This is a genomic window from Streptomyces sp. NPDC001663 (assembly GCF_042893105.1).
Taxonomy (GTDB): domain Bacteria; phylum Actinomycetota; class Actinomycetes; order Streptomycetales; family Streptomycetaceae; genus Streptomyces.
Window position 1 is genome coordinate 205,635 of sequence record NZ_JBIAUR010000014.1, and the last position, 19,892, is coordinate 225,526.

18 protein-coding genes are annotated in these 19,892 nt (G+C 69.8%); 6 read left to right on the forward strand and 12 right to left on the reverse strand.

Features of this window, described 5'->3' with window-relative positions; translation table 11 throughout:
- Positions 1 to 14: 14 nt before the first annotated feature.
- From ACFY1L_RS38585 to ACFY1L_RS38630, 10 genes are all read right to left on the reverse strand, one after another.
- Positions 15 to 857 carry a carbohydrate ABC transporter permease gene (locus tag ACFY1L_RS38585; RefSeq protein ID WP_388835310.1) on the reverse strand — a complete coding sequence of 281 codons (843 nt, stop codon included), beginning with the start codon at positions 855 to 857 and terminating at the stop codon, positions 15 to 17.
- A 5-nt stretch (positions 858 to 862) separates the two neighbouring features.
- On the reverse strand, positions 863 to 1,852 hold the full coding sequence (locus tag ACFY1L_RS38590; protein ID WP_388835313.1) for a carbohydrate ABC transporter permease: 990 nt from the start codon (positions 1,850 to 1,852) through the stop codon (positions 863 to 865).
- An 86-nt stretch (positions 1,853 to 1,938) separates the two neighbouring features.
- Positions 1,939 to 3,282 (reverse strand): ABC transporter substrate-binding protein, encoded by a 1,344-nt coding sequence (locus ACFY1L_RS38595; protein ID WP_388835316.1) that lies wholly within the window; start codon positions 3,280 to 3,282, stop codon positions 1,939 to 1,941.
- Between the two features lie 79 nt (positions 3,283 to 3,361).
- A complete protein-coding gene (locus ACFY1L_RS38600; RefSeq protein WP_388835319.1) occupies positions 3,362 to 4,810 on the reverse strand; it encodes a glycoside hydrolase family 32 protein in 1,449 nt (482 codons plus the stop codon).
- 398 nt (positions 4,811 to 5,208) lie between these two features.
- A complete protein-coding gene (locus ACFY1L_RS38605) occupies positions 5,209 to 6,267 on the reverse strand; it encodes a LacI family DNA-binding transcriptional regulator (RefSeq protein ID WP_388835322.1) in 1,059 nt (352 codons plus the stop codon).
- A gap of 135 nt (positions 6,268 to 6,402) precedes the next feature.
- Complete coding sequence (locus ACFY1L_RS38610; protein WP_388835326.1) at positions 6,403 to 6,960, reverse strand: GNAT family N-acetyltransferase; 558 nt, start codon at positions 6,958 to 6,960, stop codon at positions 6,403 to 6,405.
- A 57-nt stretch (positions 6,961 to 7,017) separates the two neighbouring features.
- The gene (locus tag ACFY1L_RS38615; protein ID WP_388835329.1) at positions 7,018 to 8,283 is read right to left on the reverse strand and encodes an NAD(P)/FAD-dependent oxidoreductase; all 1,266 of its coding nucleotides are present in this window, start codon (positions 8,281 to 8,283) and stop codon (positions 7,018 to 7,020) included.
- Complete coding sequence (locus ACFY1L_RS38620) at positions 8,280 to 9,077, reverse strand: amino acid ABC transporter ATP-binding protein (RefSeq protein ID WP_388835332.1); 798 nt, start codon at positions 9,075 to 9,077, stop codon at positions 8,280 to 8,282. Before ACFY1L_RS38620 ends, ACFY1L_RS38615 begins: the two co-directional genes overlap by 4 nt.
- Complete coding sequence (locus ACFY1L_RS38625; protein ID WP_388835335.1) at positions 9,074 to 9,829, reverse strand: amino acid ABC transporter permease; 756 nt, start codon at positions 9,827 to 9,829, stop codon at positions 9,074 to 9,076. Before ACFY1L_RS38625 ends, ACFY1L_RS38620 begins: the two co-directional genes overlap by 4 nt.
- Positions 9,830 to 9,840: 11 nt before the next feature.
- Positions 9,841 to 10,773 (reverse strand): substrate-binding periplasmic protein, encoded by a 933-nt coding sequence (locus ACFY1L_RS38630; RefSeq protein WP_388835338.1) that lies wholly within the window; start codon positions 10,771 to 10,773, stop codon positions 9,841 to 9,843.
- 190 nt (positions 10,774 to 10,963) lie between these two features.
- Here ACFY1L_RS38630 and ACFY1L_RS38635 point away from each other — a divergent pair, with 190 nt between their 5' ends.
- From ACFY1L_RS38635 to ACFY1L_RS38645, 3 genes are all read left to right on the forward strand, one after another.
- A complete protein-coding gene (locus tag ACFY1L_RS38635; RefSeq protein WP_388835341.1) occupies positions 10,964 to 12,157 on the forward strand; it encodes a CdaR family transcriptional regulator in 1,194 nt (397 codons plus the stop codon).
- Between the two features lie 64 nt (positions 12,158 to 12,221).
- Complete coding sequence (locus ACFY1L_RS38640; RefSeq protein ID WP_388835344.1) at positions 12,222 to 12,953, forward strand: HAD family hydrolase; 732 nt, start codon at positions 12,222 to 12,224, stop codon at positions 12,951 to 12,953.
- Between the two features lie 106 nt (positions 12,954 to 13,059).
- Entirely contained in the window at positions 13,060 to 14,232 is a 1,173-nt protein-coding gene (locus tag ACFY1L_RS38645) for a flavin-dependent monooxygenase (RefSeq protein WP_388835347.1), read from the forward strand.
- 10 nt (positions 14,233 to 14,242) lie between these two features.
- Here ACFY1L_RS38645 and ACFY1L_RS38650 read toward each other — a convergent pair whose 3' ends face one another.
- Positions 14,243 to 15,094 (reverse strand): SMP-30/gluconolactonase/LRE family protein, encoded by an 852-nt coding sequence (locus tag ACFY1L_RS38650; RefSeq protein ID WP_388835350.1) that lies wholly within the window; start codon positions 15,092 to 15,094, stop codon positions 14,243 to 14,245.
- Between the two features lie 105 nt (positions 15,095 to 15,199).
- The gene (locus ACFY1L_RS38655; RefSeq protein WP_388835353.1) at positions 15,200 to 15,967 is read right to left on the reverse strand and encodes a FadR/GntR family transcriptional regulator; all 768 of its coding nucleotides are present in this window, start codon (positions 15,965 to 15,967) and stop codon (positions 15,200 to 15,202) included.
- Positions 15,968 to 16,206: 239 nt separating this feature from the next.
- On the opposite strand from ACFY1L_RS38655, the gene ACFY1L_RS38660 reads away from it, so the two are divergent.
- From ACFY1L_RS38660 to ACFY1L_RS38670, 3 genes are read left to right on the forward strand one after another with little or no spacing between them, the layout of a single operon-like run.
- Positions 16,207 to 17,103, forward strand: a complete 897-nt coding sequence (locus ACFY1L_RS38660; RefSeq protein WP_388835356.1) for a proline iminopeptidase-family hydrolase — start codon at positions 16,207 to 16,209, stop codon at positions 17,101 to 17,103.
- A 36-nt stretch (positions 17,104 to 17,139) separates the two neighbouring features.
- Entirely contained in the window at positions 17,140 to 18,864 is a 1,725-nt protein-coding gene (locus tag ACFY1L_RS38665; protein ID WP_388835359.1) for an ABC transporter substrate-binding protein, read from the forward strand.
- A complete protein-coding gene (locus tag ACFY1L_RS38670; protein WP_388835362.1) occupies positions 18,861 to 19,886 on the forward strand; it encodes an ABC transporter permease in 1,026 nt (341 codons plus the stop codon). The genes ACFY1L_RS38665 and ACFY1L_RS38670 overlap by 4 nt, the downstream gene beginning before the upstream one ends.
- Positions 19,887 to 19,892: the final 6 nt, after the last annotated feature.

Here is a 19,892-nt window from a genome sequence, read left to right on the forward strand (position 1 = left end):
CCAGGAGCGGAAGTTCAGCCCTTGACGGCCGAGCTGGCGACGCCCTGGACGAACCACCGTTGGAAGAACGCGAAGACGATCAGGACGGGCAGGACCAGCAGGACGCCGAAGGCGAGGACCTGGCCCCAGTCCACGGGCTGCTGGCCCTGGAAGACGCTCATCTCCAGCGGCAGCGGGCGCACCGAGGGGTCGGAGACCATCAGGACCGGCCAGAGGAAAGCGCCCCACTGGGTGAGGAAGGTCAGGATCGCGACCGAGGCGAACACCGGCTTCGACATCGGGACGATGATCGCGAAGAAGGTGCGCCAGGGTCCGGCGCCGTCGATCCGGGCCGCCTCCTCGATGCTGGGCGGGATCGCGCGGAAGAACGTGGCGAACTGGTAGATGGAGAAGGCGTTCGCGATGAACGGGACGGCCTGGATGTAGATGGTGTTGCGCTGGTCGTTGAACATGTAGAACAGCGGGACGGCCACCGCTTCGAACGGCACCAGCATCAGCAGCAGTACGAGGGTGAAGACGGCGCCCTGGCCACGCCACCGCAGCCGGGAAAGGCCGTACGCGGCCACGGAGTTGACGATCAGTCCGCCGAGGACCACGACGGTGGACAGCAGCAGCGAGACGCCCATGAAGCGCCAGAAGTAGCCGGTGGCATCGGAGTTGAAGTTGTCCAGGACGGCTGTGTAGTTGTCGAAGGACAGGTGGGTGGGCAGGAAGCCGGTCAGGCCGCTGAGCACCTGGTCGGAGGGCTTGAAGCTGCCGAGGATCAGGTAGAGGACGGGCAGCACGAAGACGAAGGCCAGGACGCTCAGGACGGTGTAGTCGAGGAAGCGGTGCAGGGGTGTACGGGTCTGGGCCATGGGGATCAGTCCTCGTTGCCGACACGGACGACACGGCGCTGGATCAGGGTCAGGACGACGACGATCAGGAAGAAGACGACGGTGATCGCGGACGCCTGGCCGACGTTGTTCTGGTCGAAGGCCGTGGTGACGGCCTGGTACATCACCGTGCGGGTGGCGTCCTCGTCGAGACCGCCGCCCTTGACGAGGACGTAGATCTGGTCGAAGACGCGGAAGGACAGCACCGAGGTGAGCATGGCGACGAACACGAGCGTGCCGCGGATGCCGGGCAGGGTGACATGGCGGAACTGCTGCCGCCGTGTGGCCCGGTCGAGCTGGGCGGCCTCGTAGAGCTCGCCGGGGATCTGCTGGAGACCGGCGAGAAGGATGACCATCTGGAAGCCGACGCCCTGCCAGACGGACAGCACGATGATCGAGGCCATGGCGGTGGCGGTGTCGCCGAGCCAGTCGAAGGCGCCCCAGTTGCCGAAACTCACCGCGTGCAGCGCGGAGTTGAGCAGACCGTCGCCGCTGCGGGCCAGGATGAGCCGCCAGATGACGGCAACCAGCGCCATCGGGAAGACGACCGGCAGGAAGAACAACGACCGGAACAGGCCGATGGCCTTGAGCTTGCGGTTGAGGAGGATCGCCAGCGCCAGGGCCAGGCCGGTCTGCAGGGGGACCACGACCACGGCGAAGGTGAGGTTGTTCAGCAGGGCCCGCAGGAACGGGCCGGACATGTCGGGGTCGGTGAAGATCCGCCGGTACTGCTCGAGGCCGAAGAAGCGGGGCGGCAGCGGCGAGCCGAGACGCACGTTGTAGAAGGAGAGCACGACCGCGTAGACGAACGGCACACCGACGAAGGCGATGAGGCCGCCGAGGGCGGGCGCGGACATCAGCAGCCCGTGCACCCGGTCGCGGTTCCTGCGCCCGGCCCGAGGGGGCTTGGCGGATGTCGGTGCTGAGATCGGTTTCCGGTCGGCGGGTGCGGCTGGTGCGGGGTTCACGGTGGTCACGTAGGGGTCCTCTTCCCGGCCGGGAGGGACGGGCGCTGTCGTGGTCGGCCCGTGTGCGCCCGGCCCTCCCGGCTGCTGGATGCCTGCTACTGCAGCTTGTAGCCGTCGTTGTCCGAGAAGTCCTGGTCGATGGCGCGGGCGGCCTTGGCCAGGGCGGTCTTCGGGTCGGTGCCGCCGTAGACATCGCTCAGGGCCTGGCTGAACTTGGCCGTGACCGTGGGGTATCCGGCGGTGACCGGACGGGTCACGGCGACGCAGGACTTGGTGATGTCACTGTCGCCGCACGGCTTGGCGAGCTGGTCGGCGAAGAGCTGCAGCGGGCCGCCCTGCTTGTACAGCGGGTTCTTGGCCAGCACCGACTTCGTGCCGGGTGGGGCACCGTTGGCCGTGGTCATCGCGGTGACGTTGGTGTCGTTGAGGAGGGAGTCGAGGAAGGCGCCGGCGGCCTTGCCGTTCTTGGTGTCGGCGCCGATGCCCCAGGCCCAGGAGCCCTGGCCGGTCTTGGGGCCGTCGCCGAAGTCGGGCAGCGGCAGCACGACGAGGTCCTTGCCGAGGGCCTTACTGTAGGCCGGGTACATCCAGTGGCCGACCCAGCTGAGCGCCACGCGGCCCTTGGCGAAGGCGTTTCCGTCGGTGTTGGGGTCGGTGTACTTCTTCCAGCCCTGGAAGGTCTTCAGCGCCGAGGCCACGGCGGAGGTGTCGAGGGCGCCTTCGGCCTTGCCGTCCTTCAACAGCGATCCGCCGGCCGACCAGACGATCGGGGCGAAGCCGTAGGTGCCCCACTCGTTCGCGTAGCCGTTGCTCTCCTGCAGGTCCAGGCTCTTGCCGTCGGAGTCCTTGGCGGCCAGCTTCTTGACGGCGGCGGTGAACTCGGCCGCGGTCCAGTCGTCGGAGAGACCGGTGGGGTACTTGATCCCGGCCGCGTCCAGCAGCTTCTTGTTGCCGTAGATGCCGAGGCCGGAGTCGTACATGCCCAGGCCGTAGTGCTTGCCGTCGATCTCGCCCTCGGCCTTGATGGCGTCCGTGGCGTTGGCCAGGGTCTTGGCGGAGACGTAGTCGTCGATCGCGGCGAGCTTCTGGTTGTAGACGAAGCTCGCCATGGTCGGGCCGTCGAACTCCATCACGTCGGGAAGCTTGGCGGCGTCGGTGGCGGTGATGGTCTTGGTGTAGTCGGTGTCGGGGATCAGCGTCAGCTTGACCTTGACCTTCTTCTGCGCGGAGTTGAAGGTCTTCACCGCGTTCTGCAGGGCGGTGGCCTCGCTCGCCTGTCCCTGATGGGCCCAGACGGTGATGGTGCCCGTGCCGCTGCCCGCGGCGGACTTGGCCGTGCTGCCGCCGCCTCCCCCGCAGGCGGCCAGCGCCGTCAGGGGCAGGACGAGGGCCAGGGCCGTACCGGCCGTCCGACGGGCTCTGCTGGTTCCGGCGATCATCGTTGGTGCCTCCAGGTGTGGTGCCGGGATGAGGGTGGGTGGTGCGAGGTGCATGGGGGGTTCGGGATCGCCGCGAGCCCTACGGCGCGTCGGCGCTCGGCTCCTTGATCACGAGGGGTTGCAGCGCCCAGGCGTCGACCGTGTAGCCGAGCCGTGCGTCCGGCGCGCTGCGGGCCTGCAATCGCCACGGGCCGTCGCCCGTCGGGTAGAAGCGCAGGGTGAGCACCTGGCCGGTGGAGGTCAGGAAGACCTCGGCGACGGAGTGGTCGACGACCACGCGCAGCTCGACCGGTTGGCCGGCGGGGCAGGGCATGCGGTAGGTGCCGCCGTGGGCGCGGGGGTCGAGGGAGCTGTGGTCGCGATCGACGACCAGTTCGCCGGTCGCGGTGTCCACGCGGATGTCGAGGTACTCGGATCCGTCCGGGTCGGTCAGCAGCCGCAGTCCGGCGGATCCGCTGGGCTCCAGACGGGCCGTCAGGTCGAAGGCGCGGCCCACGCCGCCGAGTTCCACCGGCTCCGGGCCGTGGACCTCGCCCGCGGTGTGCACGGTGTGCTCGCCGCGCAGGGCGAACAGTTCGGCGGCGGGCTGCTGCCGCAGCGTGCCGTCGGCGTCGACGGAGATCTCGCGGGGCAGGGTGAGCATGCCGGACCAGCCGTCCGCGAGCACCCAGGATTCCTCCCGGGCCTCCCAGGACCATCCCCACAGCAGCCAGCGGCCGCCCGGTGCGCGCAGCAGCGCGGGTGCGTAGCAGTCGGGGCCGTGGTCGGCGAGGACGGGCGGACCGGCCTCGAAGGCGTCCCCGTGTTCCGCACCGATGAGGGCGGCGACGCAGCGTGCTTCGTCGCGTTCGTTCCACGCGCTGAAAATGAGGGCGCCGGGGCCTTCGGAGCTCGCCGGGAGGTACTGCGGGCACTCCCAGCCCTCGCCGGTGTGCAGGTCGGTGCCGCCGACCGGCTGCTGCTCGCGGGCGTCGAAGGGGCCCAGGTAGGTCCAGGTGTCCAGGTCCGGCGACTCGTAGAGCAGGGCCGCGCCGCGGCCGTCCGCGAGGGCGGCGCCGACCAGCATCCGCCAGCCATCACCGTGCCGCCAGACGTACGGGTCGCGGTACATGGTGCAGCCGCCGGGCGGTTCGGGGACGAGCAATTCTCCGCGCGGGGTGAAGGTCCGGCCGCCGTCGAGGGAGGTGGCAGTAGTGACCGGCTGGTGCCAGCGCTCCCAGCGGTTCGCGGAGTAGAAGGCGACGAGCCGGTCGCCGTCGGAGACCGCGTTGCCGGAGAAGCAGCCGTCGGCGTCCTCGCCGCCCGGGGTCGGCGACAGGGCGATCGGCAGCGGTTCCCAGCTCAGCAGGTCGGGGCTGCGGAAGTGGCCCCAGTGCATGTTCGCGTGGGTCGTACCGTAGGGGTTGTACTGGTAGCAGACGTGGTAGTGGCCGTCGTGGAAGACCAGACCGTTGGGGTCGTTGATCCAGTTGCGGGGCGGGCGCAGGTGCGCGACGGGCCGGAACGGATCACAGGGCGCGGTGGACACACACGTGCCTTTCGGTATGTGCGGAGAGCAGCGGGGACGGTCACCGGGCAGCGCCGGCCGCCATCCCTTCGTAGGACTCGAAGAAGGTGGCCTCCGCCGGTGCTCGCGGCAGGCTCCGGCGGCATGGCGACGGGAGCGCGGGCCGAACTGAGGCCGATGGCGAGCTGTGGGAGAGGTTCACCGGAACGCCGACGCCCGGTCGGCGGGGAGCGCGCGGCTCAGTGCCCTCGCGCCTGGGAGGCCTGGAAGTCGGAAATCAGCAGGCTGCAGGAGTCCGACGACTCGTTGAAAGTCTCGGGGGACATGTGTGTACCCTCACTGTGTTCATGTACTGACGGGCATGACGACCGGTTGCGACGGTCGCCTGTCATGGTGCGAACTGCTTCGCCGTCCCGGGGTCAGAGTCGGGGCGGCGAAGCGACCGATGCCCGCGCCACCAGCGGGCAAAGCAGCATCTCCTGGGTGTCCGGGCCCGGTGGCCGGCCCGGCGTCTTGGTGAGTGCGAGCAGCTGGGCCACGGCCCGCGCCCCCATCTCGTAGTGCGGAAGCTGAACCGTGCTCAGCGCGGGGTGAACGGCCTCGCAGACCAGCTCCTGGTTGTCGAACCCGATGACCGACAGGTCGCCGGGGATGGACAGTCCCAACTCGGCGGCGGCCCGGTAAGCACCGGCGGCCATCCGGTCGTTGAAGCAGAACAGCGCCGTCGGCCGCTGTTCGAGTGTCAGCAGCCGCCGGGCGGCCCGGTAGCCCGTCTCCACGTCGCCGGCGGTCGTGCCGAAGGGCACCGCCGTCTCCGCGGCGACCAGCGACGGGTCGTACGGGATGCCGACCTCGGCCAGCGCCTTGCGGTAGCCCTCCAGGCGGCCCTGCCGGGCGGGCACGTCGACGGTCTGCACGGTCACACCGATCCTGCGGTGCCCGTGGTCGGTCAGCTCGCGCACCGCCGTGTAACCGCCCTGGACCTCGTCGGGTACGACGAAGGGGATGGCGGGGTCCTCGGCACGCGCGTCCAGCAGCACGGTGGGCGTCGAGCCCAGGCTCTCCGGCAGGCGCACGTTGCGGTGGTACATCGCCGCGTAGAGCACGCCGTCCACCTGCCGCTGGAGCAGCATCTCGATGCTCGTGCGCTCCAGTTCGGCATCGCCGCTGGTGTTGACCAGCAGCAGCACCAGGCCCTCGGCGGCGGCGGCCTCCTGGGCACCCAGGATCATCCGGCCCGCGTGAGGGGTGGTGGCGATCTCGTCGCTGACGAAGCCGATGGTCTGCGAGCGCTTCAGCCTGAGGCCCCGGGCGAGACCGTTCGGCGCGTACCCGAGCTCCTCGGCGACCTGCAGGACGCGCTGCCGGGTCTCCGCGCTGGCCCGCTTGCCCTCGACGCCGTTCAGGATGTGCGACACGGTCGCGGTCGACACACCTGCCGCCGCGGCCACGTCCTTGATCCCGATCCGGCGCGCCATTGCCCCTGCCCAAAGTGGTGGATTTCGGGTTGGCTAATCGTTTAGCCAACCGCGTGCACATGAGAGTGCCCACGGGCAAAGCCGTTGTCAATGGCTTGTTACGAACTCCTGGCCGCCGTGTGTCCTCGCGCCCGCTCAGGGCTCTGCGTGGGGAGCGGTTTCCGCACCCGCCCATTCGCGGGCCAGGAGCCCGAGGACGACCTCGTCCTCGAACGAGCCGTACACCCAGGCCGCCGCTCGCAACCTGCCCTCGACCGTGAACCCCGCGCCGGTCGCGGCGGCGATCATCGCGGTGTTGTCGGCGAGCGTCTCGACCTGCAGGCGTTGCAGGCCGCGTACGACGAAGCCGTAGTGGCAGAGCAGTTGGACGACGTCCGCTCCGAGTCCGCGTCCGCGGAACGCGGGGCGGAGCGAGATGCCGAGGTGGGCGTTGCGGTTGTGGGCGTCGATGTTCCACAGGAGGGCCTCGCCGGCCAGCTCCTGTGACTCCAGGTCGACCACCGAGAAGCAGGCCAGCGTGTCGGACGGGGCGGTCACCGCGTACGGGGACTCCGGCGAGCCCTCCGGGATGGGCCGCCAGGCGCGCGAGTCGGCGCGGGAGCGGGTGGCCACGTCCTCGTAGAGCTCGCGGTGGAGTACCGGAACGTCGTCCTCGTGCCGGGCCCGCAGCCCGGCTCTGTCACCACGCAGCACTCGGTATGGATATCGCAGGCCCCGCCGCCCTACAACTGCGTTTCCGCGCACCGACGTTCAGCGGCGCAGCCGGTCGAAGCGGAACGGGCCCAGGGCGGCGGGGCGTCTGCCTGTCACGACGTACTCGGTGAGACGGTGGCCGGTGACCGGGCCCAGGGTGACGCCGAGCATGCCGTGGCCGGTGGCCACGAAGGCGTTGTCGTGGCCGGGAACCCGGTCGATGACCGGGAGACCGTCGGGGAGGAAGGGGCGGCCGCCGACCCAGGGGTCGCGGATCAGGCCGACGAGATCGTCCGGGTCGTCGAACCAGCGGCCCAGGTAGTGGCGGCTGGCGAGAGCCACGGCGACGACTCGGCGCCAGTCCAGGCGGTTGTTGTTGCCGCTCAGTTCCATCGTGCCGCCGATGCGGGTGGTGCCGGCGATCGGTGAGGCCACGGCCCTGCGTTCGCCGAAGTACAAGGTGTGCCGGGGGGCCGGGTCCAGGTCCACCGAGAAGCTGTAGCCCTTGCCCGCCTGGAGGGGCAGCGGGTGGCCCAGAGCACCCAGCAGACGTGAGGAGCGCATACCGGCCGCGATGACGACGGACGAGCAGGGAATCTCGCCCAAGTCGGTTCGTATCGCGGCGACTTGCCCCCCTGCCGTCCGGAAACCCACCGCCTCCGTGTTCTCGTGGATCTTCACTCCGGCCGCCGCGAGTGCCTGACCGAGGCCTTGGGCGAAGGCCTCCGGGTCGACCACTCCCTCGCCTTCGACCAGGTAGGCCGCGCGAACGGCGGACGACAGGGCGCCGTCCAGCAGACGGGCCTCGTCTCCGGTGGTGACGTCGTCGGGGAGGGGATAGCGGCCGTCCGCCATCTCCCTTTGTACGGCGAGGTGGTGGCGGGCCTCGGCCGGCGTGAGGAAGGCGTGGACCATGCCCGGGCGGGTCAGGGTGGTGTCGACGCCGGCCTCGCGCAGGCCGTCGAAGAGGTCGAAGGTGGTGCGGTTCAGCTCGGCGATCGCCCTGTAGCCGCGCCGGAAGGCGGCCGGTGTGCTGCTGCGCCAGAAGCGCCACAGCCAGCGGACGAACGCCGGGTCGGGCAGCGGGCGTAGATACAGGGGCGAGTCCGGTCGGCCCAGCGAGCGCAGTGCGTACCGGACAACCCCCGGTGCCGGTACGGGTGTTGAGTGGCTGAGGCAGATCCAGCCCGCGTTGCCCCGGGAGACTCCCGAGCCCAGACCGCGCCGTTCGACGACCTCCACCTCGAGGCCTGCCTCGGCCAGGTAGTACGCGGTGCACAGGCCCACGACGCCGCCGCCGAGCACCACCACGGGGGCGGTCATGACGCCGACTCGTAGGCGGTGAGGAACTCGCGGGTGCGGGCGTGGACCGGGCGGTCGAGGACGTCCCGCGGCGCGCCCTCCTCCACGATCCGGCCGCCGTCGACGAAGACGACGTGGTCGGACACCTCGCGGGCGAAGGGCAGTTCGTGGGTGACCAGCAGCATCGTCATACCGTCGGCCGCCAGTTCGCGCATCACGCCGAGCACCTCGCGGGTGGCCTCCGGGTCGAGGGAGGAGGTGGGTTCGTCGAAGAGCAGTACCTCGGGGCGGAGCGCCAACGCCCGGGCGATGGCGACGCGTTGCTGTTCCCCGCCGGAGAGCTGGTCGGGTTGGGCGAGGCCGCGGTGGGCCACACCGACCCGGCGCAGCAGCGCGACGGCACGCTCCAGGGCCTCCGGCTCCGGGATGCCTGCCTTGCGCTGCGCCAGGACGACATTCTCCACGGCGGTCAAGTGCGGGAAGAGATTGAAGCGTTGGAAGACCATGCCGACCGTGCGGCGCAGCCTGGGCAGATCGCGGCAGAGCGTGCGGCCGCCGCTGTGCACCACCTCGCCGGCCACCTCCACCGTTCCCCGGTCGGGGCGTTCGAGGAGGTTGACGCAGCGCATCAGGGTCGTCTTGCCGCCGCCGCTCTGCCCGATGACGCTGACGATGCGGCCGCGGTCGACCTCGAGGTTCACGTCGTCGAGCACCAGGCGGCCGTCGAAGGATTTGCTCAGGCCCTCGATCCGTACGACCGCCTCGGCGCGGTCCGACGGGGCGGCGGTCTTCTCCGTGGTCACTGGCTCGGTCATACGGTCGCCTCCTTCAGGTCGGCTGCCGCGCCGAGGTCGGCCGCGAGCAGCGCACGAGCGGCCCGCACCCGGCGACGTCGCCAGGGCGACAGAGGAACCCCGGCGCGCACCTTCCGCTCCAGCAGCAGGAGCAGTTGGGAGAGCGGGTAACACAGGGCGAAGTAGATGGCCGAGATGACCAGATACACCTCCAGCGCCCGGAAGGTGGCCGAGGTGATCAGGCGGCCCTCCGACATCAGCTCCGCGGCGGACACGGTGACCAGCAGCGAGGTGGACTTGAGCAGGTCGACCAGCATGGTGTTGGTGCCGGGCAGGGCCTGGCGTACGGCCTGCGGCAGGACGACATGGGCGAAGATGCCCGCGCGGCCCAGTCCCAGCGCCTCGCCCGCCTCGGTCTGTCCGGCGTGCACGCCGCTGATCGCGGAGCGGAAGATCTCCGACAGGTAGGCGGCGTAGAAGACGATCAGGCTGAGACAGCCGGCCGTGAACACGTCCAGCCGGATGCCGGCCGAGGCCAGGCCGAAGTAGGTCAGGAAGATGATGGCCAGCAGCGGGACGTTCTTGAACACCTCGGTGTAGACGGCGGCGACGGCCCGCGCGGGCCACGCCCTGCTCAGCCGCAGCAGCGCCACACCCAGGCCGAGGAGGACCGCACCGGCGAAGCTGACCAGGGTGTAGGAGACGGTGCGCCAGAGCGCGTCGAGGAGGTCGGACCGGTAGTCGGACCAGGGGACTTGGAAGAGGCCGGACATGTTCCCTCCCCTCACTGGCCGATGGACGGCGGCGTCCAGCTGCTCGGACGGTCCACACCGCGGCGCGCGGTGGCGACGTCGGCGGCGGGCTTGAGGAACTGCTCGGGGTCACCGCCGTACTTCTTCACCAGCTTGGCCATCTCTCCGTTGGTGTACATGGCGTCGATCTGCGCGGAGATCGCCTTCTCCAACTTGGTTGCCTGCTTGGGGAGATAGAAGCCGGTCTGGTACGGCTGGAAGTAGGCGTAGGCGGGCTTGGCCTTGACCTCGGCGGCGGTCGGCGGTGTCAGGTACTCCGTCCTGATCTTCAGTTCGGGACGCTGTTTCTGCGCCGCGATGATGATCAGCGGGTCGAGGAAGCCGACGTCGACGCGGCCCGCGCCGAGGTCGTCGAAGACGCCGGTGGCGTCCGGGTAGGCGTGCAGCTTGGCGCCGGGCACGGACTGGATGGACTTGACCCAGACGTAGCCCTCGACCGTGCCGAGATTCAGGCCCTTGAGGTCGTCGACCGTCTTGTAGGTCTTGCCGCTGCGGACGGCCATCGCCGGGGGCGAGTAGTACGGCGGGTCGGTGAACAGCCCCTGTTTCTGCCGGTCGGCGGACCAGGCGACACCGCCGACGGTGATGTCCACCCGGCGGGACTGCACTCCGGCGAGCATGCCGGCGAAGTCCGTCACCTGCGGCTTGACTTGGAGGCCGAGCTTCTTGGCGACGTAGGCGAGGATGTCGCCGTCCAGGCCGACGATCTTGCCGCCCTGGACGCTGGTGTAGGGCGCGTAGGGCTGGACGGCCACTTTGATGACGCCGGGCGTGAGCGTGCCCAGGGCGGCGGTCTTCGCGGACACGTTCTTCGGGGAGTCGTCGCCGTCCGAACTGCAGGCGGCGACCGTGGAAATCATCAGCATCGCGGACAGAGCGACGGCGAGTGAGCGCACACGGATCATCGGCGTGGGCCTTCCGTATCGGCACTGAGGGGGCCCGCCGTTCACCGCGCTGTGCCCTCGGCGGGAGGTTGATTGGGCCCATACGCTAGAGATCGGCCCGGCGGCGCGTCACCGTTCACTTCGTACGAACTTGTGGCCGGAATCGTGCGCTGCCCTGTACGGTGCGTCCAACCCCGGCCCGCTCCCCCGCATGGGAGGAACCGTCGTGCTGAGCCCGTCACTCGCCCAGGAGATCGCCGGGGACACCTCCGCCGTCATCGGCTTCAACGTGCTGATCACCGATGCGGAGGGCATGGTCATCGGCAGCGGCGACAGCAGCCGGGTCGGCTCCTTCCACGAGGCGTCGGTCGAGGTCGTCCGTACACAGGAACCGGCCACGCACAACGCCTCACAGGCCCAGCAACTGCGCGGGGTACGCCCCGGAGTCACCCTGCCGCTCGTCACCGACGGCCGGGCGGTGGGCACCGTCGGCATCACCGGCACGCCCGCACAGGTGCGCCGCTTCGGACTGCTGGTGAAACGGCAGACGGAGATCCTGCTGCGGGAGTCCGTGATGCTGCGCTCCCGTCTGCTCTCGGAGCGGGCGGCGGAGAAGCTGCTCGCCGACATCGCCTCCTACGATCCCCAGGTCGTCGAGGGCGACTTCCTCGTGTTCCGTGCCGCCGAACTCGGCTTCGACCTACGGCTGCAGCGGGTCGCGGTGGCCATCGAGGTGACCGTGCCCGAGGGCGCCGCGCGGCGCCGGGGCGCCCCCACCCAGGACGTGGCGCTGGTCCGCACGGAACTGCTGCGCACCGTCCGCGAGGTCTTCGCCGACGCCCAGGACATCGTGGCCGGTACGGCTCCGGGGCGGATCGGCGTCCTGCACCGCTGTCCGGCCCGCCGCGGGACGACTGCCCTGGTCGCCGACTGCCGACGGGTCGTCGACGTGGTCGCCGCGCAGGACGGACTTACGGCACGCGTGGGCATCGGCGAGCCTGCCGACTCCGTCGCCGGTCTGCACGACTCCTACCAGGACGCGTGCGACGCCCTGCGCCTGGGCGGGCGTTCGGCCGGGGACTCCCCCGTCCAGCAGATCGCCGACCTGCGCGTCCACCAGGTCCTGGCCGCGGTGAACCAGTCCGCACGCAGCCGCCTGCTCGACCTCACCACCGCCGGCCTGCGCGCCCAGCCGGACTGGCCGGCGCTGCGGGACACGATCACCGCCTGGTGCGAGAGCGGGTTCAATCTGGTCCGGGCCTCCGCCGCGCTGCACATCCACCGCAACACCGTCGTCTACCGCATGAACAAGATCGAGCAGATCACCGGCCGCTCACTGCGCGACCACCGCACGACGATGGCCCTCTATCTGGCTTGCCTGGCGGACCGACTGGGCAGTGGCTGAACAGATGTGGTCGGTGCTGCGCCCACTGTGGCGTCAGGGACGAGCGCCACGAGATGATCACCCCATGGCGGATGTGGTCTTCTTCGATCTGGACGGCACCCTGGTCGATCATCGAAGCGCAGTGTGGGAAACGATCGGCGAGATCGTCCGGGCCTCGCCGAACGCGACGGCTCCACCGGAGGAGCTGGCGCCGTTGTGGTGGACGCTGGAGGCGCGCCACATGCGGGAATACCTGGCCGGGCAGTGCTCCTTCGCCGAACACCACCGACGCAGGCTCCGTTCCTTCCTGCCGATGCTCGGCGAGCCGGTTCCGGAAAGTCCCGCCCTTCTGGACGCCTGGATCGCCGAGCGCTACCTCACCGTGTTCGAGGAGTCCTGGCGGTGCTACCCCGATGTCCAGCCCTGTCTGGAGACCCTGAAACGGCTTCCTCGAGGACCGCGTCTGGCCGTTCTCACCAACGGGGACCCCGAGCAGCAGCGCGCCAAACTCGCCCGCTTCGGCCTCCTCGAGTACTTCGAAGCCGTCCTGACCCCGACCGAGCTCGGTGCCGCCAAGCCCGTCGCCTACGCCACCGCCTGCCGGTGGATGCGGACGGACCCCGCGCAGGCGGTCAACGTGGGCGACATGCTGGAGAGCGATGTGAACGCAGCCGCCCTCGCCGGGCTCACCGGCATCTGGCTGGACCGCGGCATCGACTTCGTCACCGGTGGACCGTCGCCGACGGCAGACGAGACGGTGCTCCGCATCGATCGGCTCACCGACCTCCCCGACCACCTGTCACGCACGAACGCCTGACCGGCTCCCCGCCACCGAGGTCAACTCCCGGTGTATCAGAGGGCGTTGACACTCTCACCGATCCGCGAAACGGTGAGGTTCCGTCGTGCCTGCCCGGAGGTCCGCCATGGCTCCGTCGTCAGCGCCCCACTCCGACACCGGCATCGTCGAACGCGCGCGAGCGCTACGGCCGTTCATCCGCGAGCGCGCGCTGCGCACCGAGCAGGAGCGGCGGGTGCCGGACGAGGTCGTCGCGGCGCTGACGGAGGCCGGGATCTACCGGATGAACGTCCCACGGCGGTACGGCGGTTACCAGACCCGGCCGAGTATCCAGGTCGATGTGCTGGCCGAGATCGCCGCCGGCTGCGGCTCGACCGCCTTCGCCGCACTGATCCAGGCGGGCTGCGCGTTCATCGCCGCACTTTTCCCCGACGAGGCGCAGGACGAGATCTTCACCAGTCCTGATGTACGGGTCGGCGGCACCCTCATCCCGGACGCCACCGCGGTCGCCACGGACGACGGCTACGTCGTCAACGGCACCTCCGGCTTCGCGACCGGCTGCCGGCACGCCGACTGGCACCTGCTGACGGCCCGCGTCGAATCCGGTGACGGTCCGCCGGACGTGCTGTGGACCGCCGTGCCCATGGCCGAGTTGGAGATCCTCGACGACTGGCATGTCTCCGGGCTTGCGGGCAGCGGCAGCAACAGCGTGGTGGCCCGTGACGTCTTCGTGCCCGCGCACCGAGTGCTGCCCGTCGGGCCCCTCCTGAACGGCGAGTTCCCCTCCAAGTCCAACGCCGACGACCCCTTCTACCGGATGCCCGTCCTGCTGCTGTTCTGCGCCTGGACGGCGCCGAACGCGCTCGGTCTGGCGCGCGGGGCGCTGGAGGAGTTCAGCGAGCGGATCCATCGGCGGGGCATCACGTACACCTTCCACCAGCGGCAGAACGAGGCGACGGTCACCCATCTCCAGGCGGCCGAGGCGGCGCTGAAGATCTCCTGCGCCGAGCTGCTGACACGCGATTTCGTCGCCCGTATCGAGGCCGGCGAGCCGTACTCGGAGGAGGAGCGGGCCAGGATCCGGGCGCAGAGCGGCTATGTGGCGCGGTTGTGCAAGGAGGCCGTGGACCTGATCGCCTCCGCGTCCGGGGCGTCGTCGCTGCACCGGGAGGTGCCCATTCAGCGGGCGGTGCGGGATGTGGCCGCCCTGAACCTGCACTCCTTCGTCAATCCCGCGACCAACCTGGAGTTGTACGGCCGGGTGCTGTCGGGGCTGGATGCGGGCACGCCGTTCCTGTGACCAGCAGCTGCTACGGCCGGCCCGCTCCCGGCACCTCGACCGGAACGGTGAGCACCTGGCCGCTTCCGGGCGCCACCATCTCGGACTCCGTCATGCCCTGCCATCGTGCGGCTGTGATGAACAGCGTCCTGCCGTCGGGGCCGCCGAGCACGCAGGCGAAGGCTCCGCGATCCAGCGGTACGGTGTTCAGGACGGTGCCGCCTTCTGCGACGCGTACGCACCGCCGGTTGGGTACGTCGGCGTACCAGACGGCGTTCTCCGCATCGGTGCAGATACCGTCCGGTGCGCCCTCGTCCAGGTCGGCCCAGACGCGCCGCCGGGAGAGTCCGCCGTCGGCGTCGATGTCGAAGGCGACGAGTTGGTGGCGGTAGGAGTCCGCGACGATCAGCGTGGAGTCGTCCGCGGTGACCGCCATGCCGTTGGGGAAGGCGATGTCGTCCGCCACCTCGCGCACCTTGCCGTCGGGGCCGGCCAGGTGGACGGCACCGGGTTTGACGTCCTGCCCGGCCGTCGGGTCGAAGCCCACCTGGTTGACGTAGACGTTGCCACGACCGTCCGCCACGATGTCGTTCCAGCCGGCTGCGCCGAGCTCGGTGTGGGTGACCAGGCTGCCGTCGGGTTCGCGGCGCAGCAGCCGCCCGTCGGCCGAGGAGACGATCAGCAGACGGTCGCCGTCCGGGAGCCAGGCGGTGCACAGCGGCAGTGACGGCACCCGGGCGACGACCTCGCTGCGGCCCGCCAGGTCTACGGCAATCACTTCGCCGGCGGTCCAGTCGGAGAAGTACAGCCGGTCGCCGTGCCACCGCGGTGACTCGACCAGACCCCGCCCGGTGAGCAGCGTGGACACCCCGGTCATCGTCATCACAGCCCTTCGCTCGGACCGGCCAGGCGCCGGCCTCTCACCCTCTACACGAAGAGCGTCCCCCCGAATCGACAGGCACGACCATCCGGTCGGCAGGTCTGCCCCTCAGGACGGCTCCACGCCCCGAACCCGCGCCAGCACGTCACGGATCATCTCGGCGCTGATCATGAAGTGCTGCCGGGCGATCTCCTCCGCCCGCTCGGGCTCACCGGCCGCGATGGCCTCGTAGAGCGCCTTGTGGTCCTCGCCGCCGCGGTGGAAGTCGGTCCGTTCGCCCTTGCCCCAGGGTTCGACGGGGAAGCCGAGGCTGATCCGGGCGAGCAGGTCGCGGCTGAGCATGACGATTTGCGGGTTGCCCGTGGCGGTGCGGACGGCCTGGTGGAAGGCGCTGTCCGCGGTCTGTTCGTCGCGCGGTGTGCGGGCGGAAAGGTATGCGGTCAGGGCGTCCCGCATGGAGTCGACGTCCTCGGAGCTGCGGCGCCGGGCTGCCGTCGCGGCCACCATGCCCTCCACCAGCCCGCGCAGGTCGAATAGCTGCTCGAACTCCTCCCAGCGGGGCACGAGTGTGTGCCGGACGGCGGCCGCGGTCGACTCGGTCCAGCTGTCGCGGACGTAGGCACCGCCGTTGCGGCCGCGGCGGATCTCGACGACGCCGACGGCCTGCAGACGGGCGATCGCCTCGCGCACGGTGGGGCGGCTGACCCGCAGCAGCTGGATCAACTCGCGTTCCACCGGCAGCCGTTCGCCCGGCAGGAAGTCTCCTACGGCGATCGCGGTGAGCAGCCGATCCGAGACCTCGTCGACGGCGGAGGCCACGCGCACCGGGCGCAGCTCGGGCGAGGGCGCGCCGCCGAGGAGGACACGGTCGAGCACCCGCGAGAACTCGCCACCCGGTTCGGATGCCTCAGGTACGGATGTCAGCTGGTTCCCCCTTGTTCGCCGCTCTTGTTAACGCACGCGGGCCACGTAAACACGCCGTTACGTATTGGCCCGGCCCCGCTAAAAGGTCTTGTGCGCTGACCATTTACCCAATCACTATCTCACCCATCCGTCACACCCACACCGTTTCAGCCAGCGGCCGGCTCGCACCGGCCGGTCCGGGAGGCTTCCTCGTGGCGATCCCCGAACCGAACCACACCGGAACCGTCGACTTCAACGGCTGTTCCACCTGGTACCGGATCACGGGCGAACCGGGCCGGACCCCCCTGGTGGTCCTGCACGGCGGGCCCGGCGCCGGTCACAACTACACACTCAGCATCGCGAACATCGCCCAGCAGGACCGCCAGGTGGTGCACTACGACCAGCTCGGCACCGGACTGTCCACCCATCTGCCCGACAAGGGCGCCGACTTCTGGACCGTCCAGCTCTTCCTCGACGAACTCGACAACGTCCTCAAGGCGTTGGGCATCGCCGACGGTTACCACCTGCTCGGCCAGTCCTGGGGCGGCATGCTCGCCGCCGAGCACGCCGTACGGCGCCCGACCGGACTGCGGGGTCTGGTCATCGCCAACTCCCCCGCGTCCATGGAGCTGTGGCTGAGGGCGGCGGCCGAACTGCGCGCCGAACTTCCTCCGGAGGTCCAGCACACCCTGCTCGCCCACGAGGCCGCCGGAACCACCGACGACCCCGCCTACCGCGCGGCGGAGCAGGTCTTCAACGAGCGCCACGTGTGCCGCCTGACGCCCAACCCGCCCGAAGTGCAGGCGACTTGGGACAACATCGCGGCCGATCCGACCGTGTACCACACCATGAACGGGCCGAACGAGTTCCATGTCGTCGGCACGCTCAAGGACTGGTCCGTCGTCGACCGGCTGCACCTGATCGACGTACCCACCCTGCTGGTGTCCGGCCGCTACGACGAGGCGACCCCCGAGACCCTGCGCCCCTTCGCCGACCACATCCCCGATGTGCGCTGGCACATGTTCGAGCACTCCAGCCACATGCCGCACGTCGAAGAAGAAGAGCTCTACCTCCGGGTCGTGGGCTCCTTCCTCGACTCCACCGACTGACCCCAACGGCCGTTCCCCCGACGGGAGTTCACTGCGATGTCCCGCAGCACGAGACGGGGCGCGCTCGCCGCCGCCACCGTCGCCCTCGCCCTGACCGCCGCCGCCTGTTCGTCCTCCGACAGCGGCTCCTCCGACAACCCGAGCGCGTCCTCGTCCGGCTCCGGGTCCTCCGCCTTCCAGCCGCAGCACCAGGGCGGCACCCTGAAGCTGATCGCCCATGCGGCCGCCGGCACCCTCGACCCACAGGTCAACTACACGCTCCAGTACTGGCAGTTGTACCAGTCGATGTACGACGGTCTGCTCGCGTTCAAGAAGGTCGGCGGCCAGCAGTCGTTCACCGTCGTCCCGGACCTGGCGGCGGCGATGCCGAAGGTGACCAACGGCGGCAGGACGTACACCTTCACGCTCCGCAAGGACATCACCTTCTCCAACGGCAAGGCGCTGACCACCGATGACGTGGTGGCGTCCTTCCAGCGCATCTTCAAGGTCTCCAGCCCCACCGCCGGCACCTTCTACAACGGCATCGTCGGCGCCGACGCCTGCATCAAGAAGCCGGCCTCCTGCACCCTGTCCAAGGGCGTGATCGGCGACGCGAAGAGCAACACGGTCACCATCAACCTCACCGCCGCGGACTCCGAGTTCCCGTACAAACTGGCCGTCCCGCACGCCAGCGTCGTACCGAAGGATTCGCCCACGAAGGACGCCGGAACCAAGCCGCTGCCGTCGACCGGCGCGTACATGGCCGCCTCCTACGATCCGAACCGCGAGCTGAAGCTGGTGCGCAACCCGCACTTCAAGGAGTGGTCGCGGCAGGCGTCGCCGCAGGGCTATCCGGACGTCATCGACTACACCTTCGGGCAGACGGTGGAGTCCGAGGTCACCGCCGTCGAGAACGGCCAGGCGGACTGGATGTTCGACGCGCCGCCCACCGACCGGCTGGGTGAGATGGGCACCAAGTACGCCTCGCAGACGCATGTGAACCCGCTGACCGCGTTCTGGTACGCGACGCTGAACGTCAACATGGCGCCGTTCAACAACAAGTTGGCGCGTCAGGCCATCAACTACGCCGTCGACCGGGCGGCCGTGGTCCGGCTGTACGGCGGCACCAACCTCGCCTCTCCCGCCTGCACGGTCCTGCCACCGGGCTTCCCCGGGCACGTCGACTCGTGCGACTACACCAAGGGCGGCGGCTCGACCTGGAAGGCCGCGGATCTCGCCAAGGCCAAGGAGCTGGTGAAGAAGTCCGGTACGGCCGGGCAGGAGGTCGGCATCGTCGTCCAGGACGACGACGTCAACAAGTCGATCGGGCAGTACCTGCAGAGCCTGCTCACCCAGCTCGGCTACAAGGCGAAGCTCAAGCCGCTGTCGCCGAACATCCAGTTCACCTACATCCAGAACACCAAGAACAAGGTGCAGTTGGCGCTGACCTCCTGGTACCAGGACTATCCGGCGGCCTCGGACTTCCTCAACGTGCTCCTGTCCTGCGCCTCGTTCCACCCCGGCAGCGACTCGAGCATCAACATCTCCGGCTTCTGCGACAAGGGCATCGACACGAAGATGCACACGGCGCTGAAGACCGCACAGACCGACCAGAAGAACGCCAACCAGCAGTGGGGCGCCATCGACCAGCAAGTCATGGCCGAGTCGCCGGTCGTCCCGCTGATCAACCCCAAGCTCGTCGACTTCACGTCGAAGCGGGTCGGCAACTACCAGTTCAGCAAGCAGTTCTACATGCTCGTCGGGCAGCTGTGGGTCAAATGACCGCCTCAGAGCCCCTGTTGACCGCTGAGGCCCGGCGCTCGCCGGGCCCCTGGCGGACGGCCGCCGCCGACCTGGTGCGCAACAGGTCGGCGCTGGCCGCGGCCGTCGTCCTGCTCATCGTCGTCCTGGCCACGCTGTGCGCGCCGCTGTACGCGGCCCACATCGCCCACACCGACCCTTTCCAGTCCCATGTCTCCGGCACCACGGTGGTCGACGGGAAGACCGTGCCGGTGCTCACCCCGAGCAGCACCGGCCTCGGCCTCGGCGTCACGCCCATCGGCCCGACCTGGGACCCCGCCCACTACTTCCTCGGCGCCGACAACCAGGGCCGCGACGTCATGGCACGTCTGCTCTACGGCGGCCGTACGAGCCTGTTCATCGGTGTCACCGCGGCTCTGCTCACCTGCGTCGTCGGTACGGCCGTCGGGGTCGTCGCCGGGTACACGGGCGGCGCCGTGGACTCCGTCATCTCCCGGATCCTGGACGTCATTTGGGCCTTCCCGGTGTACCTGCTGGCCATCTGTCTGTCGGTGGTCCTGCTCACCAACGGGCTCAAGCTAGGCCCGCTCACCGTCGACGCGGGGAGCCTGTGGCTGCCCGTCGCGATCATCGCGGCGATCTATGTCCCGTACATCGCACGGCCGTTGCGCGGTCAGGTGCTGGTGCTGCGCAACAAGGAGTTCATCCACGCGGCCGTCGGCTCCGGCGCGCCCACCCTGCGCATCCTGCGCCGGGAGGTGCTGCCGAACGTGCTGCCCACGGCGATCGTGTTCGTCCCGCTGATGACCGCGCTGGCCATGCTCACCGAGTCGGCGCTGTCCTTCCTGTCCGTCGGCGTGCAGCCGCCCGACGCCAGTTGGGGCACGATCATCGAGGACGGTCTGGGCCTGCTCTACACCCGCCCGACGGTGACGATCGCCCCCGGTCTGCTGATCGCGCTCACCACGGCGGCCCTCAACGTCCTGGGCGACGGGGTACGCGACGCGCTCGACCCGAGCGCCCGGCTGCGCGGAGGGGTGTGACGCTGC

What these genes read in the sequence shown, in the direction of transcription:
- ACFY1L_RS38585 (WP_388835310.1), bottom strand. Translation starts at nt 857, where the DNA reads ATGGCCCAGACCCGTACACCCCTGCACCGCTTCCTCGACTACACCGTC.
- ACFY1L_RS38595 (WP_388835316.1), bottom strand. Translation starts at nt 3,282, where the DNA reads ATGATCGCCGGAACCAGCAGAGCCCGTCGGACGGCCGGTACGGCCCTG.
- ACFY1L_RS38605 (WP_388835322.1), bottom strand. Translation starts at nt 6,267, where the DNA reads ATGGCGCGCCGGATCGGGATCAAGGACGTGGCCGCGGCGGCAGGTGTG.
- ACFY1L_RS38615 (WP_388835329.1), bottom strand. Translation starts at nt 8,283, where the DNA reads ATGACCGCCCCCGTGGTGGTGCTCGGCGGCGGCGTCGTGGGCCTGTGC.
- ACFY1L_RS38620 (WP_388835332.1), bottom strand. Translation starts at nt 9,077, where the DNA reads ATGACCGAGCCAGTGACCACGGAGAAGACCGCCGCCCCGTCGGACCGC.
- ACFY1L_RS38625 (WP_388835335.1), bottom strand. Translation starts at nt 9,829, where the DNA reads ATGTCCGGCCTCTTCCAAGTCCCCTGGTCCGACTACCGGTCCGACCTC.
- ACFY1L_RS38630 (WP_388835338.1), bottom strand. Translation starts at nt 10,773, where the DNA reads ATGATCCGTGTGCGCTCACTCGCCGTCGCTCTGTCCGCGATGCTGATG.
- ACFY1L_RS38635 (WP_388835341.1), top strand. Translation starts at nt 10,964, where the DNA reads ATGGGAGGAACCGTCGTGCTGAGCCCGTCACTCGCCCAGGAGATCGCC.
- ACFY1L_RS38640 (WP_388835344.1), top strand. Translation starts at nt 12,222, where the DNA reads ATGGCGGATGTGGTCTTCTTCGATCTGGACGGCACCCTGGTCGATCAT.
- ACFY1L_RS38645 (WP_388835347.1), top strand. Translation starts at nt 13,060, where the DNA reads ATGGCTCCGTCGTCAGCGCCCCACTCCGACACCGGCATCGTCGAACGC.
- ACFY1L_RS38650 (WP_388835350.1), bottom strand. Translation starts at nt 15,094, where the DNA reads ATGACGATGACCGGGGTGTCCACGCTGCTCACCGGGCGGGGTCTGGTC.
- ACFY1L_RS38665 (WP_388835359.1), top strand. Translation starts at nt 17,140, where the DNA reads ATGTCCCGCAGCACGAGACGGGGCGCGCTCGCCGCCGCCACCGTCGCC.
- ACFY1L_RS38670 (WP_388835362.1), top strand. Translation starts at nt 18,861, where the DNA reads ATGACCGCCTCAGAGCCCCTGTTGACCGCTGAGGCCCGGCGCTCGCCG.